At 62.5% G+C, this 15,464-nt stretch carries 22 protein-coding genes and 1 tRNA gene; 16 read left to right on the forward strand and 7 right to left on the reverse strand.

The features are described 5' to 3' along the window. Nucleotides 1-62: 62 nt before the first annotated feature. Complete coding sequence (locus tag QOU61_RS18910; protein WP_289652721.1) at nucleotides 63-317, forward strand: PilZ domain-containing protein; 255 nt, start codon at nucleotides 63-65, stop codon at nucleotides 315-317. A gap of 12 nt (nucleotides 318-329) precedes the next feature. On the opposite strand, the gene QOU61_RS18915 is transcribed toward QOU61_RS18910, so the two are convergent. Together QOU61_RS18915 and QOU61_RS18920 are read right to left on the reverse strand one after the other, a co-directional pair. Further along, nucleotides 330-977 carry a DsbA family protein gene (locus tag QOU61_RS18915; protein WP_289652722.1) on the reverse strand — a complete coding sequence of 216 codons (648 nt, stop codon included), beginning with the start codon at nucleotides 975-977 and terminating at the stop codon, nucleotides 330-332. A gap of 227 nt (nucleotides 978-1,204) precedes the next feature. Beyond that, nucleotides 1,205-1,426, reverse strand: coding sequence for a hypothetical protein (locus QOU61_RS18920; protein ID WP_289652723.1), 222 nt, complete (start codon nucleotides 1,424-1,426; stop codon nucleotides 1,205-1,207). 223 nt (nucleotides 1,427-1,649) lie between these two features. Here QOU61_RS18920 and QOU61_RS18925 point away from each other — a divergent pair, with 223 nt between their 5' ends. Beyond that, entirely contained in the window at nucleotides 1,650-1,862 is a 213-nt protein-coding gene (locus tag QOU61_RS18925; protein WP_289652724.1) for a hypothetical protein, read from the forward strand. 373 nt (nucleotides 1,863-2,235) lie between these two features. Here QOU61_RS18925 and QOU61_RS18930 read toward each other — a convergent pair whose 3' ends face one another. Then, the gene (locus tag QOU61_RS18930; RefSeq protein WP_289652725.1) at nucleotides 2,236-2,775 is read right to left on the reverse strand and encodes a hypothetical protein; all 540 of its coding nucleotides are present in this window, start codon (nucleotides 2,773-2,775) and stop codon (nucleotides 2,236-2,238) included. Between the two features lie 361 nt (nucleotides 2,776-3,136). Between QOU61_RS18930 and QOU61_RS18935 the strand changes: the two genes are divergently transcribed. The 4 genes from QOU61_RS18935 (at nucleotide 3,137) to QOU61_RS18950 (ending at nucleotide 4,860) form a co-directional block, all read left to right on the forward strand. Beyond that, nucleotides 3,137-3,547, forward strand: a complete 411-nt coding sequence (locus QOU61_RS18935) for a F0F1 ATP synthase subunit epsilon (protein WP_289652726.1) — start codon at nucleotides 3,137-3,139, stop codon at nucleotides 3,545-3,547. Nucleotides 3,548-3,626: 79 nt separating this feature from the next. Beyond that, nucleotides 3,627-3,992: a hypothetical protein gene (locus QOU61_RS18940; protein WP_289652727.1), complete on the forward strand. Its 366-nt coding sequence runs from the start codon at nucleotides 3,627-3,629 to the stop codon at nucleotides 3,990-3,992. A 44-nt stretch (nucleotides 3,993-4,036) separates the two neighbouring features. After that, on the forward strand, nucleotides 4,037-4,354 hold the full coding sequence (locus tag QOU61_RS18945; protein ID WP_289652728.1) for a DUF1476 domain-containing protein: 318 nt from the start codon (nucleotides 4,037-4,039) through the stop codon (nucleotides 4,352-4,354). 302 nt (nucleotides 4,355-4,656) lie between these two features. Next, nucleotides 4,657-4,860, forward strand: coding sequence for a hypothetical protein (locus QOU61_RS18950; protein ID WP_289652729.1), 204 nt, complete (start codon nucleotides 4,657-4,659; stop codon nucleotides 4,858-4,860). Nucleotides 4,861-5,124: 264 nt separating this feature from the next. Here the strand turns inward: QOU61_RS18950 and QOU61_RS18955 are convergent, their stop codons facing one another. The 4 genes from QOU61_RS18955 to QOU61_RS18970 form a co-directional block, all read right to left on the reverse strand. Further along, on the reverse strand, nucleotides 5,125-6,075 hold the full coding sequence (locus QOU61_RS18955) for a hypothetical protein (protein WP_289652730.1): 951 nt from the start codon (nucleotides 6,073-6,075) through the stop codon (nucleotides 5,125-5,127). A 358-nt stretch (nucleotides 6,076-6,433) separates the two neighbouring features. Beyond that, a tRNA-Ser gene (locus QOU61_RS18960) sits at nucleotides 6,434-6,523 on the reverse strand. A 69-nt stretch (nucleotides 6,524-6,592) separates the two neighbouring features. Beyond that, entirely contained in the window at nucleotides 6,593-7,759 is a 1,167-nt protein-coding gene (locus QOU61_RS18965) for a tyrosine-type recombinase/integrase (protein ID WP_289652731.1), read from the reverse strand. Beyond that, nucleotides 7,756-8,307, reverse strand: a complete 552-nt coding sequence (locus QOU61_RS18970; protein WP_289652732.1) for a hypothetical protein — start codon at nucleotides 8,305-8,307, stop codon at nucleotides 7,756-7,758. The genes QOU61_RS18965 and QOU61_RS18970 overlap by 4 nt, the downstream gene beginning before the upstream one ends. Between QOU61_RS18970 and QOU61_RS18975 the strand changes: the two genes are divergently transcribed. The 10 genes from QOU61_RS18975 to QOU61_RS19020 all read left to right on the forward strand — a co-directional run bounded on the left by QOU61_RS18975 (nucleotide 8,306) and on the right by QOU61_RS19020 (nucleotide 15,462). Further along, nucleotides 8,306-8,614, forward strand: coding sequence for a helix-turn-helix domain-containing protein (locus tag QOU61_RS18975; protein WP_289652733.1), 309 nt, complete (start codon nucleotides 8,306-8,308; stop codon nucleotides 8,612-8,614). The two genes, QOU61_RS18970 and QOU61_RS18975, sit on opposite strands and share 2 nt — an antisense overlap. 150 nt (nucleotides 8,615-8,764) lie before the next feature. Next, complete coding sequence (locus QOU61_RS18980) at nucleotides 8,765-9,037, forward strand: DUF6074 family protein (RefSeq protein WP_289652734.1); 273 nt, start codon at nucleotides 8,765-8,767, stop codon at nucleotides 9,035-9,037. After that, nucleotides 9,034-9,396, forward strand: coding sequence for a DUF6074 family protein (locus tag QOU61_RS18985; RefSeq protein ID WP_289652735.1), 363 nt, complete (start codon nucleotides 9,034-9,036; stop codon nucleotides 9,394-9,396). The genes QOU61_RS18980 and QOU61_RS18985 overlap by 4 nt, the downstream gene beginning before the upstream one ends. A gap of 248 nt (nucleotides 9,397-9,644) precedes the next feature. After that, a complete protein-coding gene (locus QOU61_RS18990; RefSeq protein ID WP_289652736.1) occupies nucleotides 9,645-10,148 on the forward strand; it encodes a hypothetical protein in 504 nt (167 codons plus the stop codon). Nucleotides 10,149-10,449: 301 nt separating this feature from the next. Beyond that, the gene (locus QOU61_RS18995; RefSeq protein ID WP_289652737.1) at nucleotides 10,450-10,755 is read left to right on the forward strand and encodes a hypothetical protein; all 306 of its coding nucleotides are present in this window, start codon (nucleotides 10,450-10,452) and stop codon (nucleotides 10,753-10,755) included. A gap of 312 nt (nucleotides 10,756-11,067) precedes the next feature. Continuing rightward, nucleotides 11,068-11,274 carry a hypothetical protein gene (locus QOU61_RS19000; protein WP_289652738.1) on the forward strand — a complete coding sequence of 69 codons (207 nt, stop codon included), beginning with the start codon at nucleotides 11,068-11,070 and terminating at the stop codon, nucleotides 11,272-11,274. Next, nucleotides 11,274-11,597 carry a hypothetical protein gene (locus QOU61_RS19005; RefSeq protein ID WP_289652739.1) on the forward strand — a complete coding sequence of 108 codons (324 nt, stop codon included), beginning with the start codon at nucleotides 11,274-11,276 and terminating at the stop codon, nucleotides 11,595-11,597. The genes QOU61_RS19000 and QOU61_RS19005 overlap by 1 nt, the downstream gene beginning before the upstream one ends. 88 nt (nucleotides 11,598-11,685) lie before the next feature. Next, complete coding sequence (locus tag QOU61_RS19010) at nucleotides 11,686-12,288, forward strand: Clp protease/crotonase-like domain-containing protein (RefSeq protein ID WP_289652740.1); 603 nt, start codon at nucleotides 11,686-11,688, stop codon at nucleotides 12,286-12,288. Continuing rightward, nucleotides 12,285-12,995 carry a hypothetical protein gene (locus QOU61_RS19015; RefSeq protein ID WP_289652741.1) on the forward strand — a complete coding sequence of 237 codons (711 nt, stop codon included), beginning with the start codon at nucleotides 12,285-12,287 and terminating at the stop codon, nucleotides 12,993-12,995. Before QOU61_RS19010 ends, QOU61_RS19015 begins: the two co-directional genes overlap by 4 nt. Before the next feature lie 103 nt (nucleotides 12,996-13,098). Further along, entirely contained in the window at nucleotides 13,099-15,462 is a 2,364-nt protein-coding gene (locus QOU61_RS19020; RefSeq protein ID WP_289652742.1) for a hypothetical protein, read from the forward strand. Nucleotides 15,463-15,464: the final 2 nt, after the last annotated feature.

The following is a 15,464-nucleotide window of genomic DNA, read 5'->3' on the forward strand; positions in this document are numbered from 1 at the left end:
GCCTTGCAAGGCGGTGTTTACGGTTTGCCGCTACTCTCGGCACGTCATCGAGGCAGAAAGCCATGGAAGAACGGCGCAAGCATCCGCGCTCCGAGATCGATCAGCCCGGCCTTGTGTCGGCCGGCGGCTCAGTCATGAGCTGCATGGTGCGCAACATTTCGCCCGAGGGCGCAGCCATCGACGTCGACAATCCGGCCTTTGTTCCCCAGCGCTTTCGCCTGGTCATGACGGACGGCGCGAAGACCGTCCATGACTGCCGGATCGCCTGGATCCAGAAGAACCGGATCGGCGTCGCCTTCCTTGATGGCAATGAGTAGGGCGCGGCGCGCCTATCGCTTCAGCAGCGGCCTGAGCTTCGCCTCGAACTCTTCAAAGGACATCGCGCCGCGAACCCGTTCGCCGTTGATGAAGAAATAAGGCGTGGCGTCGACCTTCAACTGCTCGAAGGCGAATTTCTGGTCGGCGGAGAGCTTGTCGAGCTGCGCCTGATCCTTCTCGCAGGCCGCGACAGCCGCCTCATCCATGCCAAACTGCTTGCCGACCTCGTTCAGCGTCTCGAGCGTGTGGTCGAGCAGGGCTTCCTGCCGCTTGAACAGGCGATCGAGCACGTCGAAGTATTTTTGCGGATCGCCGCCGGCCACGCAGCGGGTCAGCATCGAGGCCGATGCGGCCTTGATATCCAGCGGGAACTCGCGCGAGACGAAGCGCACCTTGCCGGTGTCGATGTATTTCGAGCGCAACATCGGGAACACGTTCTGCTCGAAGGCCGCACAATGCGGGCAGGTCAGCGAGGAATACTCGACGATGGTGACGTGTGCCTTTGCAGAACCCAGCACCATGTCCGGCAGCGACACCGGCTTGGCCACCAGCACCGCGGTCGGGCCTTGTGCGTTGGCCCGGCCGATCAGCGCGTCCGGCAGCCATGCCGCGAGGCAGGCAATCAGCAAAGCGGCGGCGGGGAGGTGGCGGCGGGTCAACGTCCGGCTCCAAAATCGATCGCGCAATGCAACAAGGGTTCGCTAGCGCGAAACCGAACGGCTGGCAACGTCGTCGCCAACGGCCTCGCGACCAGCGGGCGACAAGAATGCCGGCCGCCCGGTGGGGCGCGGCCGGCCGTTGCGGCGAACGGAAGGTGTCACAGACGCCGGCGAAGCCCGCAGCAGCGCGGGTCGCGCTGCCAGGTTCCGGCAAACAGCGGCGCGAATCAGCGCCGCAGCGGATCGATGGCTGCCGCCCGGCTCAGCACCTTGGCGATTGTCGAGGCCGTCATCGCGGCGCGGTCGGATGCACGCTGGGCGGCGAGCCGGTCCCGCGCACGTTCCTCGATCAGGACCTTGATCAAGGCGAGCCGCTTGCCTTCGTCGACCGCTTCAGCCAGCAACTGGTGATAGCGATGATAATCGTATCCCGCCTCGTCCTTACGCATGTGACGCCCCCGCGCACGCGTTCGTTCCCATGGAAGAGTGTTTCGCAACGCCAGCGCGCAGGCAATAGCGACGAGGTGAACCACGCAGCATCGCGCCGAATAAGCTGTGAATTACTGCGACGGCGGCGCGACGTACTCGCGCGCGTCTCGATTGTGAACCAGGTCACAGCGGCTGATCGACGGACGGGGCTATACCGCGGACGAACCAACAAGGACCGCCGCCATGAATAACAGGATAGACCTCGTCACGCTCATCATGGCCATCGTGGTCGCGGCCTATGCAGCGATGCTGCTCGACTATGTCGCCGATGTCGACTTCGGCTTTTCCGTCGAGCAGATTCGCAAGGTCGCGATGGCAGCGGCGCTCTTCATGGCGCTGCTGATGGCGATCGACTTCTTTGGCAAGAAGCTCGGCAAGCTCAACCGGCCGCGCTAGCGGCCACGCTTGCGGCTTTTGAATTGGCATCACGGGTCCAGCGCAATGGCTTGTCGCGGGAACGCCGGCATCCACCCGTCCGCATTCCTACGGAGTAGGATTTTTGGCAAAGTTCCCCTATTGCTTGCGGTATCCCCTGTCTGTTCGCGCCGACGGGGGAGGGGAAATCACGAGGTCCGCGAGCACTAGCTGCTCCGGGCCTCGTGTCATTTCTGCGCGAGGCCGGCCCACTAAACGAAAAACCCCGGCGCTGAAGCCGGGGCCCGCGATCGCCGGGGCGTACATCCGGCCGCGACGATCGATGCGCAAGCTTAGCACGAACTTCTTGAACGAAGTGTGACGGCGCCCTGGCCGTCGCGACCAGGGGGGCGGGTCAGGCTGCTTGCTTGACGAACGCCCTGATCTCGGCAAGTTCGGCCAACCCAGGCATCGTCTCGAGCGCGACCGCCGCCGGACACCAGGGGTAGGGCAATCCGGAAAGCCAGGCCATCACCGGCGCCAGGGTCTCGGGCGGCAGCGCTTTCATCGTCGCGATCGAGATCACAAGCGCCTCGGCGAGCGCCGGCTGCGCGCGCTGAAACGACCAGTCATAGTCGCCGCAGCCGACCCGCACCGAACCCGTCGCCTTGTCCGACATGCCCACGATCCAGCGACATTTGAAACGCCCTGCCGTCTGCTGCGGCTCGTCCGACAGGCAGAAGGTGTACACATTCTCATAGGTCCGACCGAAGTCGCGGACCAGCACCTGGGTGATCGCCTCGAGCCCCGTGGTGACGGGCGGAAATGAAATCACATCGGACTTGCTCGTCACCTCGAGCCGCGCCGAAGCGGCGAACGCGGCTTTCATCAGGTGCGGCCGGTTTTCGTCCTTGGCGCGCAGATAGGTTTGGATGCTCAGGGCAGGATTTGACACGGGGGGAAGTCTCTGAACGGGTGGGCTCGCTGCCGGAGATCGCCGCCGTTGCAGCGCCGGCGCGACGGATGGTTTCTCGCTTGATGGCTTCGGTCAGGTACTTTCAAAGCTCTTCAAAGTAAAGGGTTGATCCGACGCGTCTTCCGCGCGGCGAATTTGCGGAAGATCCGACATGTCTGTCATGATCCCCCTCTAGGATAGGGATCACCTGATCCCGGGCCAGCAACGCCTGTTTGGCGCGTCGCGTCGGAAAGTAGCTTGAATTCGCAGCAACCGTTCGATTGATCTGGATCAAGCTGGATTGTGGGATAGCGCGGTCATCATGATCGGGATCAATCGGCGCCATCGGAGAGAGTTCTAGATGCCGTCCTTCCAGGTGTCGCTGGTGCGTCCGGATGCGCTGGTCTTTTCCGGTCAGGCCGACCAGGTCGACCTTCCCGGCGCCGAGGGCGATATGGGCGTGCTCGCCGGACATGCGCCGATCGTGACCATGCTGCGTCCCGGCATCGTGAAGGTCTTTGCCAGCTCACGCGACGAGGAGTTCGTCGTGATGGGAGGTGTGGCCGAGTTTGCGCGATCAGACCTCACGATCCTGACCGAAGCCGCCGCGGCCATCGGAGAGTTCGACGTTGCCGGCCTGAAGGCCCAGATCGAGGAGCGGGAGCGAAATCTGCCGACCGTGCCGATCGGCCAGGAGCTCGATCGCGAAATCGCGATGCTCGACCATTACAGGAGTCTGCACCGCTATTTGACGGTGACGACCGCTGCCTGACGTGCCTTGAGCTGGATCAACAAGGGCAGCGACGACCCATGGATTGATGCGACGTAGTGAGCAGCAAAGGTGGTGTGCCATGAACAGGATATTGCTTGCCGGTGGTATGCTGGTGTCGCTCCTTCCAACCGTCGCATCGGCGCAGCCTGCTAATCTGACGGGCGTCTATCGATGCGTTCAGATGTGCCGGTCCGGACAGGTCGGCGGCTTGGCCTATGTCACGCAGAACGGCCCCAACCTGAATGTTCTGGATGAAGCAGGCATGCCGTCGCGGGCGTGGCCGGACTGGTATGCGCCGGCGACCCGGATCTGGGTCGAGAACCGCGACGAAGGAGCGGTCTATTCGCCAGACGCCATGCTTATTCAATTCGACAGGGGCACCATTTGGCATCGTGACCTCGGACCTCCGCCACCGCCGCCAACAGCGGTGCGCCGCAGGCGATAAGCGTCCGTCGTGACAAAACGTGTGAAGCAGCGGAGCGTGGCGCCATGACGACCTTCGACAAGCGCGAGCAGGCTTTTGAAGCCCAATTCGTTCACGACGAAGAAGTACGCTTCAAGGCGGTGGCGCGATCCAACAAGCTGCTCGGCAACTGGGCGGCCGCGCTGCTTGGGCTGACGGGCGAGGCGGCCGCCGCCTATGCCAACGGGCTGGTCACAGCAGAGCTCGAGCATCAAAGCGGCGAGCAGACCCTGCGCGCGGTTTCCAAGGACCTCGCGGCCAAGGGCATCTCGCAGGCCGAGGTTGCCGCAAAGATGAGCGAGCTGCTGCACGTTGCGCTGGAGCAGATCAAGGCCGGCAACTGACGGAACAGCGCCAGGACGATCCTTTTTGGAACGCCACATCCTCATCCCATGACAGGCCAGGCGGGCTCGTCGAGCCTTGCTGATCTTTTCTCGTATCTTGTCTTGTATCTTGGCAGTTGCCCATTGCCCGGGCGCTCGCCGCAGCCATCCGACAGACGTGTCTGACACAGCGCGCCAACATGGGCCGCGACGCCCTCGCGCTTCGTTGAAAGTGCGTGATGAAATATTTCCCGAGGTTCCGCGCACTTGCTCCTAGGGAGTCGAGCTTCCTTTGGCTTCTGTCACCCATGTGGAGAAAACCAATGACCAAATTGACCTTCGTGTCGGCTGCTCTGATCGCGGCAGCCTTATTCACAACTCAGGTCGTGGCTGCCAGCAGCGATGTCGCGGCACGGCGCGCGACCAAGACCCTTACCATCGCGGATTGTGTGCGGGCTCCAAACGTCGGCGCGTTTGCCTCGGCTCCCTGGACTGTACCCCCTTGCATGCCCAACACGGCCAAGTGATACGTTCCCATAGCGACGAAGAGTTCGGGCTGGCAGATCTCGCCAGCCCGAACACCGGGGAGGGAACGCAAAGGCCGGAGCAGAAGTTTTTTCGTCGCGGCATCTCGTCGCCGCCGTCGTCCCTGTCGCCTGGCGATCGGCCGACGCCCCCATCAAATCGGCTTCAGCAGGTCGTGGACGTGGCCGGGCCGACGTGGATCGGAAGAGCAGCCTAGAACGAACCGAACAGCGAAATGAGGCCCCGCCGGTTCCTGGCGGGCCTTCTTATGGATGAACCCTTGCTGGGATGTTCCTCAACGTGGGGGCCTCTGACGGCTCGCCGATAGCCTGCTCGATCGCCCTGGCCGCCAGTACTGCGGATCGTTCATCAAAATGCGCTCCATCCGGCCATCGCAACTCACTTTTTGCGATCGTTAGATGGAGCCATTCATGCGGATCGCCGAAACGGCTCAACGCGATGCGCCGCGTATCCAGGGCAACCCGCGTTTGATCCAACTGGTCTGGGTAAGGCAACTCAAACAGCAACACCCGCGCGCCCAGGCCTCGAGCGGAAGACACTAATTTGGCAAGCTGATCGACGTTCTTCTGCAAAAGGACGCTCGCATCCTGGCCGTATGCTTTAGTGAGCCGATCGAGATACACTTGGTTGTCGTATTCCTGTGGCGCCTCTTTCAGGACCCGGTCAGCATCCGCCATTGAACGGACTCGATTGACCGGGGCGTGATTCCAGTTTTCGTAGGCGGCATGGGCCATCCGAACTGGGCGAAAAAAGAAATCGTGTCCCTGGGTTGCAAAATTTTCAACAAGGGTCTCGTCCGCGACGTTGGACAGCAAATTTGTTTCGATAAGAATGGTCTTGGGAGGGCTCTGCGGGGTCAGCAGGATGATCCGCAAACCTGTTAGAGGAGACCCGCCGAGGATCCCGAGGTTCGTTACGCGCAAAGTAGCAAAGTACTGTTCTTTGATTCGCGCCGTAAGAGAGCTTCCGAGCAGGACAACGTCAGGGTTCGGCTCACTTAGGTATCGATTGAGTGCGAAAAGGGAAGCGTCTCGTACGGTTGTTGGCGGCGCCTGCACCCTCGGCAGCCAGGGCTTGGCGGCGGCACAGAGTAGCAAAGCCGATGCTGCCGCAAAGGCACATTTCACAAGCCATCGAAGGTTGGACGCATTGATCATGCCGATACTGGAAAACGGCGCCAGGATGACGTCACCCATAATGCGCCGTCGCCAGAGCCGATTTCTGCGCGACGGCTCCCCAGCCCTGTCGTCGAATGACTATCGCCTTGAGGCCAGGTTAAGTTGTTATTCTTGGCCACGCCATCTGTCGCAGGCCGGCTTGTTGATAGCTGCATGAGCCCGAGCAGTTAGTGCCGCGCCGAGCAATCTGTAAAGAGCGACTCGACGGAGCCACCGACGCAGGCCCGCGACTCCTCAAGCCCGGCGACCAGCTAGAAGGCGCCAGCAACGAACAGCATCACGTCGAAGCAAGTCCAAAACGCAAGTCCAAAACGATTGTGCGTTTGATTGTACGCAGGCTTGAAAACGGCAAAAAGCTTAATGCTTTCAATGGTCTTGGCGGAAGGGGTGGGATTCGAACCCACGGTACCCTTGCAGGCACGCCGGTTTTCAAGACCGGTCGATTAAACCACTCTCGCACCCTTCCAACCGATTGAAATCGCTATCTTATTGGGTAATGCGCGATTTCTGAAAAGACGCCGTTGCTACCCTTTTGCTACCCAACGTCTTTCGCGCGCTTGTTTATGGCCGTGCGCAGGGCGTCGTCAACCGCCGTGGCGGCTTCGCCCTGCATGTTCGGCATCAGGTGGCTGTAGATGTCCATCGTGATCGCAATCGAGGAATGGCCAAGCCGTTCCTGAACGATCTTGGGATGGACCTTCGCGGCGAGCATGTGGCTTGCGTGGCTGTGCCTCAGCTTGTGCAGGGTAACGCCCCATTCCTTTAGGAACGCCGACATGACGTGCGTCAGGCTCCGCGGCTGGACGGGGTCGCCGTCGGCCTTCGTTACGACGTGCCAACCATCATCAACCCTGACGCCAAGCCGCAGCAGTTCCTGAGCCTGCGTCAGCCGCCAGCGGCGCAATTCTTCCACGGCAAGGGAGGGAAGGGCGATCGTCCTGATCTTGCCGTTCTTGGCTTCCTTCTCCCGGATTTCGCCGGCGTCCGTTTGCTCAGTGCTGGCGACGACCGCCAGCTGGCCGTTGTCCAGATCGATCGCGCGCCAGCGCAGGGCGGTAATCTCGCCCCGGCGCAGTCCGCACAGGCTTGCCAATACCAACGGGATGAATAGCCGCCGCTCGCGCGCGGCGTCGAAAACGGTCGCCGTGGTCGGCGCGTCGATCGTGACGACCGGCTTCCGTTCGATCTTTGGCCGGTCCCGCTTTTCGAGCAGCGCGGCCGGGTTGCGGGCGATCAGCTTCCAGCGCTCCGCTTGCGACAGCGCTTCGTAAAGCGCCCGATGAATGTGATGCACCGTACGCGGCGCCAAGCCGCCCTTGCCGTCGCGGCGACCGCTTTCCAGCAGCTTGGCGTAAGCCTCGCTGATTTCGATCGGTTGCAGTTTCGACAGCAACTTCGCGCCGAGGAACGGCGTGAGGTTTTTGTTCAGCAGATCGCCGTACCGTTCATGCGTGCGGGGGGAGACGTTTGGCTTGATGTGGTTCAGCCAGCGCCCGAAGAACTGCAACAGGGTAAGCTTGGAAGGTTCGACGTAGGCGCCGCCCTTCATTTCAGAGATTAGACGGGCGCACTCGATTTGCGCCTGTCGCTTTGTGCCCTTGTAGGAATGCCATTTCCGCTTCCGCTTGCCTGTCGCCGGATCGCGCTGGTCAAGGATGATCGCCCAATGGCCCGGTGAGCGTTCACGGATCGAACCCTTCATGATGATCCCCCATCGCTGAGAAGCAAACGAATTTCTTGTATGGCGCCGTCGGGAAGTTCAGCGCTGACGAGAAGTCGATCGTCCCGGCCCCGATCGGATGATCGCTTGAATTCGCTCCACCCCTGACCGCGCTTAGGCCACGAGAAAAAGATAGATGCAGCGGGCTCAGCGCGAGAGACGTGTACCGCGTTGTGGATGACGCGCCCGGGCTTGGAGGTGGGAGCCGCCGGGGACAAAATGAGACTTAATGCATCCTTGAAGACAGTTGCGCCTGTCCACGGACAGCGATCCTTCTTGCCGTCGATGAAGGGCGCGAGAGCCAGCTTACGAACGCGGTCGTCGTCGGCCTGTCGGTCCGTCGCCATCACTGCGATCACCAGCAGTGCGACGTTTTCCGGGGTCGCGGGGGCGCCGCTTCCGCGGCCGCGCCCCTGCGGCGTCGGCAGCATGCCCATACGAACCAACGCCTTTTGCCGTTCGTACAAACTCTTCTCGGTGAGGCCGAATATAGGCGCTAGAGCCGGGATCAGACTATGCAGACTGTTCATGACAGGACCGACCATACCTTTTTTTTGTAAAATGCAAAATAGAAATTGCCTGCAAGGACCAAATGCCACTATATTTTGCAAATCACAAAAAAGGCTTTCAGCAATGTCAAAAGAGCAGGGCAACCTAAACGACGACAGCACGCTTACGATGACCGTTCCGGAGGCTGGCGCGCTGCTCGGGCTAAATCGAAATGCCAGCTACGCCGCGGCCGAGCGGGGCGAGATACCCACCATGCGGTTCGGCAAGCTCTTGCGCGTGCCGAAAGCGGCGTTCCGCCGGAAGCTTCAGGAAGCTGGCGCCCTTTGATTTCCTTTGCGCCGCGCGGTCGCGACAGCCGCCGGCGCCTACGCGCCGCCCGGATGTACGGCGGCGCACCGGCGGCGCGCTGGGGTTTCCGTTCCTTTCCTCGGCGCGCCGCCAACCAAACCGCCTCCAATCAGCTGAAGGCCGTGACCAATGACGCACTCCGACGCCGTTCCTTCCGCGCAGATCGTCGCCTTTCCGTCGGCCCGGCATCGCCGGATTGTTAGCTTCATCGCGACCGAAATGCGGAAGAAGCCCTCTGCCGAAGATGCAGAGGAATACCTGATCGACCACCTTGAAATCGAATGGAGCCGGCTCGCCGGTCTGGGCGTCGCCGATGATGCAATCGAATTGCACTGCCGCGCCTTTGCGAAGGCGGCTTGGCAGATCGTGTTTAAAGACGTCCAGGCATGGGGGGTAGCGTGACAGAAAGATCAGTGGTGTCGCGCGTTGTGCGCGACGCCCGGCGTGAAATGGCGCCGGCCTCTCGAAACGACGATCAACAGCGACTGCACATTCAAATCGCCGATCCGAAAGCCAAGGTTATGCTTCTGCCCGGCCGCTTCCGCGGCTCGGATTACATCAAACGCCACGTCGAATACGTTTTGACGCGGGACGCTGAACAAGGCGAACAGCACGTTCGCCGAAATCTCGGCGCCATCCGGCGCACACTTGAGGAAATGGGCGTCGATCAAGCGGCGATCGACGCAGAAGTCCGGTCGATCGAAAGTTCGGTTCGCGCCGAAATCTGGCGGCAGGTCTTGTTGCCCGGCGGTGACCGATGAAGACCGCTGCTCACGCGCGCCGGCCTGATCCGGCGCACGCGCCGAGTGGACCAGAGCGCGTTGCTAGTGCAGCTGCGAAGTTTCGGCCGGACGAACTTCATAGGCTCGCCGTCTTACGGCACCGGCGAACGCTTCCCCCGGACGATGACGGCAAGCGCTTCGCTGCCAGATATATCGATGCGTGTGCGTTGTCCGGTCGCGCCGGCCGTCTACGCGCTTCCAATTTCTTAGAACTTTGGTGCCCTTGGATGCCGCCGGCGGACCGGGCCGAGGCCATAGAAATCGGTTTTAGATCGCCGCGGTTCTGGACACCCTTAGCGCTTGGCAACGATCTGAATGTCACCGAAGCCGAACATGCCAAGGCGAGGATCAAGACCTTTCGTGTCGCCGGGATGACCGATGCGGACATGAAAGCGAAGCGTAAGGCAAACGATGCCGCGCAGAAGCGGGAGAAGCGACTTCAGGAACGATTGGAAGCAAAGCCAACGGCGTCAAGGCCGGCGCTTCGCGTCGACGCCATCCTTAACGTTCTGCCGAAAGACGGTTGGTGGAACGTAGGCGCGATTATCAGCCAACTTGAACGGTCGAAGGCGATCGCTTTCGGCACCTTGGACAAAGAAACCGGCAGCCTCCGTCCGGCGGTCCATCGGGCCATCAAACACGGCGTCAAAGGAGGACGGCTTCAAACGCGCATGGTGCCCGGATCGAAAATGTCCGAGGCGATGGAAATCAGGCGGGGGCCTTGCGCATGATCCGGAATATCGCCTTCGCCACAGACTGCCGACGGGATTTTGATACGGTATCAACACGGTATCAAAAACGCGTCGGCAACCTGAAAAAGCAGACTGCCGACGCCTTTTTGATACCGTATCAAGATCGCGTCCGCAGTAATTCTTATAATTCGAAGATATTCCTTCAACTGGACAGAGGACAGTCCGACCGCGCGCACGGTGCCCGGATCAGGTCGCAACAGATCGTGCTAGCGCCGGACGCGGCTTCGGCCGCGTCGGCGACGGGCAATCACCCGGGATTGGTTGATCGGAGAGGCTGGTCATGATCGCGGGCGGCATCGAACTGTTCACCCTGCGTCAACGCCGATCTGCCGCCGGTGACATCTTCTTCACCGGCCGGCTCGGTAGCGCGCTCGTTGTTCTGATACGTGACGACGTCGAGCGCGACGTGTGGAGAGCGTTCGCCTGCGACCCCAGTCGGGCAAATGACCGTGATGACCGTGCATTGCGGGCGCGCGCCATAAGCGCGCCCGCAGACGATCACGACGACTGGAACGTAGTCGGTGAAGGCTTCGATGACCTGCCCGTCGATCTTGATAGTCCGCCAAGCCAACAGGAAGGCCGCTGATGCGCGATCGGATCAACGGCACTTCGGGGCGCGGTCTATCGCAGCCAGCGCACAGGCGCGGCCCTCCTCGCAGCGGCGGACCATCCAAATCAAAACGTCTAGGGACCGTATGACGCGCGCGGATGGGTGCGGCACGAAGCGCCCCGATTTATCACCATATTTGGGCCGGCCGTTTTCCCGGTTTCCTTGCGGGTTGGGGTCCTGAAAATGCCTGCAACAGCCCGCTTTCGTCTTCCTAGCGGCACAATCGAAGTTGCAGCGCGTTTCGGCTTGCGCGCGGCGATCCCGCGCGCCTTACGCCGACACGGCCCAATGACCTCGCTCGAATTGGCGAACCTCGCATATTGGCAGCGGACGCCGCGGAACGATCGGATGGGCGCGCGATGGTGGGCGAACGCGTCGCAGCGATCGGCGACACGGCGGGCAATCGCTCGGCTAAAGCGTGACGGCGCGGTGAAGATCGCAGGGCGGCGCGACCGCCGGCTGCTCTACGAGGTCAACAAGCGGGGGAGCATCTGATGACCGACGACGTCGCCGGTATCATTCGCGATCTGGATGCTGTTGTCGCTGCGGCCGGGGCGCTTGCCGATCGGCTGCGCGCGATCAGCGCGCGCGCCGCTGATCTTGAAACAGGGGCTGGCGCTGAAATGGTTCGCAGCCCGCCGACAGACCTGATCCCCGCCGCGAAAGCGGCCGAGTTGGCGCGGCGGTCAAAGAAGACCATCGCCCGATGGTGCAAGTCGAACCCTTGGGACGCTCCCGGCGGTTTCGCCGTCTTTTTGCGCGGCCGGTGGCATGTCTCCCGATCACTGTTTCTAAAATTCCTTGAGGTTCGATCGTGAGACGTTTGGTTGCATGCAGTCGAACCGGCGGGACGTTTGAGACGCGCGGCACCTTGTCCGCTTCGACGTTGTCGGGCTTGCTTGGCGCATGACAAAACTCGCTCACATTGCCGACCGCGTCCTGAACCGGCCGCTTATGATCCACCCGGACAAGCTGTCGCTGATCGCATCGGTTCTGGACGGCCGGATCGGGATCGACGCTTCGTCGTTCGCCGACATCGAAGCCGAATATCTGAAGCAGGCGCCGGACGCTTCGCGCTTCGTGGGGCAGTTCGAACCGAACGACCCGAACAATCCGGCGGCTGGCCGCAAGCCGTACCGGACGACTGCCGACGGCGTCGCGGTTATCCCGGTCCTTGGATCGCTAGTGAACCGCGGCGGCTGGATCGGCGCTTATTCGGGGATGACGTCTTACGAAGGGCTGAAGTTTCAGCTTGCCGCAGCTGCGCGTGACGCTTCGGTTTCGTCGATCATTCTCGACATGGACAGCCCGGGCGGCGAAGCGGTCGGCGCCTTCGAAGCTGGCGACGCTGTCGCCGCTGCGGCACGGGTCAAGGAAGTCGTCGCGGTCATCAACGGCATGGCGGCCAGCGCGGCCTATGCGATCGCCGCGCGGCACAGGTCGACAGTGTCGCCTTCGCGAAATGGAGCGCCGAGAACAGCGCGGCCGCGCTTGAAGTCGATCGCTTGACGGGTCTGATTGAGACGAACGAAACCGAAGCGGAGGCCGCACGGAAGGCTGAAGCCGACGCCGCCGCGCGGAAGCGTGTTGCTGATGCACGAAAGGACGCCGACGAACTTGCGGCCCGTATCAAGGTCGACGGCCCTCGGATCGTGGGCGAACTGCTGAGCCTCGCGAGGGAGTGCGCCAAACAATCGCTGATCGCGAAGGCGCTGAATGCAGAACTGCCGGAGGGCGAGACGCCGGTTCCGCAGGCTGACATTGTCGCCCGCGATTTCGGCGCCGAACCTCGCAAAGACATCAGGTCGCGCGACGTTGAATTGTGGGTGGTGGCCGACGATGGCCGCATCGTTGGTGATCAGGCGGCCGTCACTTCCAGTGACGGCATCACCGGCCATCTCCACGTTGCCGGCGCCGGCCTCCGGTGGCGCTGCGCGCGGAGGAAATTCAGAGAAGTTGAATTCAATCCGCGAACGTTCACCGACTGGCCTGGAAGCTTTCACGAGTTGATCCGCCTCCCGCGTCTCGACGGTCCCGGCGCCTTGTTCGACGGCTCCCTGCTGACTATCGAAGCGGCCGCGGCCCTCGACGTGGCGGCGTCGGTCAAGCCGACGAAGCGGCAGCCTCGGCCGGTGCAGATTGAGTTGATCCCCGTCGATCCAACGTGGCCGCCGGCGACGGCCGCAGCGCCGACCGAAGCGGATGCAAATTCGTAATGTCCTTCGCGCGCTCCGGGCCTTCTCCGTCGCTGTCGGAAACGCGCTGGGCCGCGGGTGCGGGGAGGGCGCCCGCGGCCCTCTTCCTTTCACGGAGGCTTTCATGGCTAAGGTAATCGAGGCTGTTGCGCGGATCAGCGCCGAAGACAAGACGGGCGCCGTCTTCGACAAGATCGCCAAAAAGATCGAGGGCATCGCCAAATCGGCGAAGTCTTCGGCTGAAGTCGACAAGTTGTCGAAGGCGCTCGCCCGTGCGCAGCAACAGATGGCCGCCATCGACCGTTTCGGATCGGCGAAGGGCGGCTTCGCTGACGCCAGGACAAAGTTTCGGGAAGCGCAGGTGGCTGTTGATAGGGCAGCCCGGGCAATGAAGGCCGGGCAAGGCGATGCTGCGGCGCTGGCGCGCGCCTATGAAACAGCGCAAGCTGCGGTCAGCCGGGCATCGGCAGCGTTCGAACGCCAGAAGGTCGCTGTGATGCAGGCGAAGCACGGCCTTGAACAGCTTGGCATCCCCGCCAATCGCGCGGCGGCGGCGCAGGACAAGCTGCGCGCGGCCGTAGAGCGGACGAACGCCGCCCTTGAGAAACAGCCCGGCAAGCTCGCCAGGGCCGCAAACGCGGTTGGTCGCGGGATCGGCAACGTTCTGCCGTTCGCCGGTCCGGCGATCCTGCACGGCACAAAGGAAGCCGCAAAGGCCGGCGCCGAAGTCCAGTCCGAAGTCGTCAAGATGCGCGCGGCCGGCGTTCCGGAAGCCGACATCAGGCGCGCCATGGGCGAAAGCGGCGACCTGACCGCGAAATACACGAACGTGAAGCGCGCCGACGCGCTTGAACGCTTCAAGGAACTGCGGTCGATCATGCTTCACCCGGAGGAAGCCCACGAATTGCTTCCGCTGGCCGTTCAGGCAACGTCGGCGATGAACGCGGTCGACCGCACCGGCGAATTGGCGAAGGGGTTGAACTTCGGCTTCCGCGGCGCCGAAATCTTGGGGCTGGGGCAAGACCCCGCGCGCATGCGCGCCTACATCGACAGTTTCATCAAGGCGCAGCAAGTGATGGGCAAGACCATCACGCCGGAAATGCAATACGAATTCGCGAAGTACGCGAAGGCGTCGGGCGCGACGCTGTCGGATCGCTTCAAGATGACGACCGGCGTTTCGCTGTCGCAGGAATTGGGCGGCCAGACGACCGGCCAGTCGATAGATCAGTTCGTCAAGCAGATCACCGGCGGCTTTCAGGGCAACAATCACAGCGCGGCGAAGGAATTCGTCGCGATGGGCATGGTCCCGCAGGACTACTTCGAAACGACGAAGACGGGCGAGATCAAGGGCATGAAGCCCGGGAAAAAGATGCCCGGCTGGCAAGTCGCGCAAAGCGACCCGGACAAGTACGTCTATGACTATCTTTTGCCGGCATTCCAAAAGCACGGCATCAACTCGCAGGACGAGCAGATCGCGCAAATCCGGCGCATGTTCCCCGCCGGCCGCGCCGCGGACCTTGTGACGAAGCTTGTCCAGCAACGCGAAAGCTTCACGAACCATGCGAAGCTGTACGGCGAGGCGCAGGGCCTCAACGCGACCGAAGGCAACCAGAAAGACCCGTTCGTCGCGCTGAACTCGCTGACGACGTCGCTGTCGAACTTCGCCGGCGCGCTGACGTCCCCCGCGATGGAGAACGCGGCAGGCGTCATGTCCAGCATGGCGTCATGGTTCGGCACCTTGGGCAACAGCTTGTCGAAGTTCAATGAGGACCATCCCGATTTTGCAAAGGTTGCCGGCGGCGCCGCGCTTGCTGGCGGCTTTGCCGGCGGAAGCGTGCTGACATGGAATTTGGCGAGTGGCTTGCTGACCGGGTTCGGCTTGCCTTCTGCCTCGGTTCAGTTGTCCGGGTCTGCGGCCGCGCTGTCGGCAGCGGCTGCCGAACTGTCGGCTGCGGCCGGCGTCGGAGCGGCGGCCAAGGGCGCGACTGTGGCGACGGCGGCCGGGGGCGCTGGCATCTGGGCCGCGGGCGCGGCGGCGCTGCCGTGGGTCGCCGCCGGCGCCGGCGTGGCTGGCGGCCTGTACGCGATGCATAAGCAGGTCGAAGACGCGGGCTATGACGGGCTGACGAGCGGCGAACGGCTGCGTCGGCAGCGCGGATCGATGCGCGACGTCTATCGCCGGGCGTTCGGATACGACGAACTGTCAGGCCCAGAACTCTCGCCAACGATGACCTACGGAACGGGGGTCGGCGGGGACAAGCAGGTCACAGCGCAGCTGACGGGCAGCGCCGACGTTCACGGCGAGGCCAAGATTACGGTCGAAGCCAGTTCGACGCTTCTTCAGATTGCAAGGGACGCGCAGAACGCCATCCGGCTTGTTGGCACGCTGAACGCAAACGGCCCGGGATCGCTGGGGCATTCGTCGCCGGACGCTATCGCGCCGGCGCCGCGGCCGTCGCTCGGCCCGCAAGCGCCGATTTCATACTAAGG

It is taken from the genome of Bradyrhizobium sp. NP1, assembly GCF_030378205.1.
Lineage (GTDB): Bacteria > Pseudomonadota > Alphaproteobacteria > Rhizobiales > Xanthobacteraceae > Bradyrhizobium.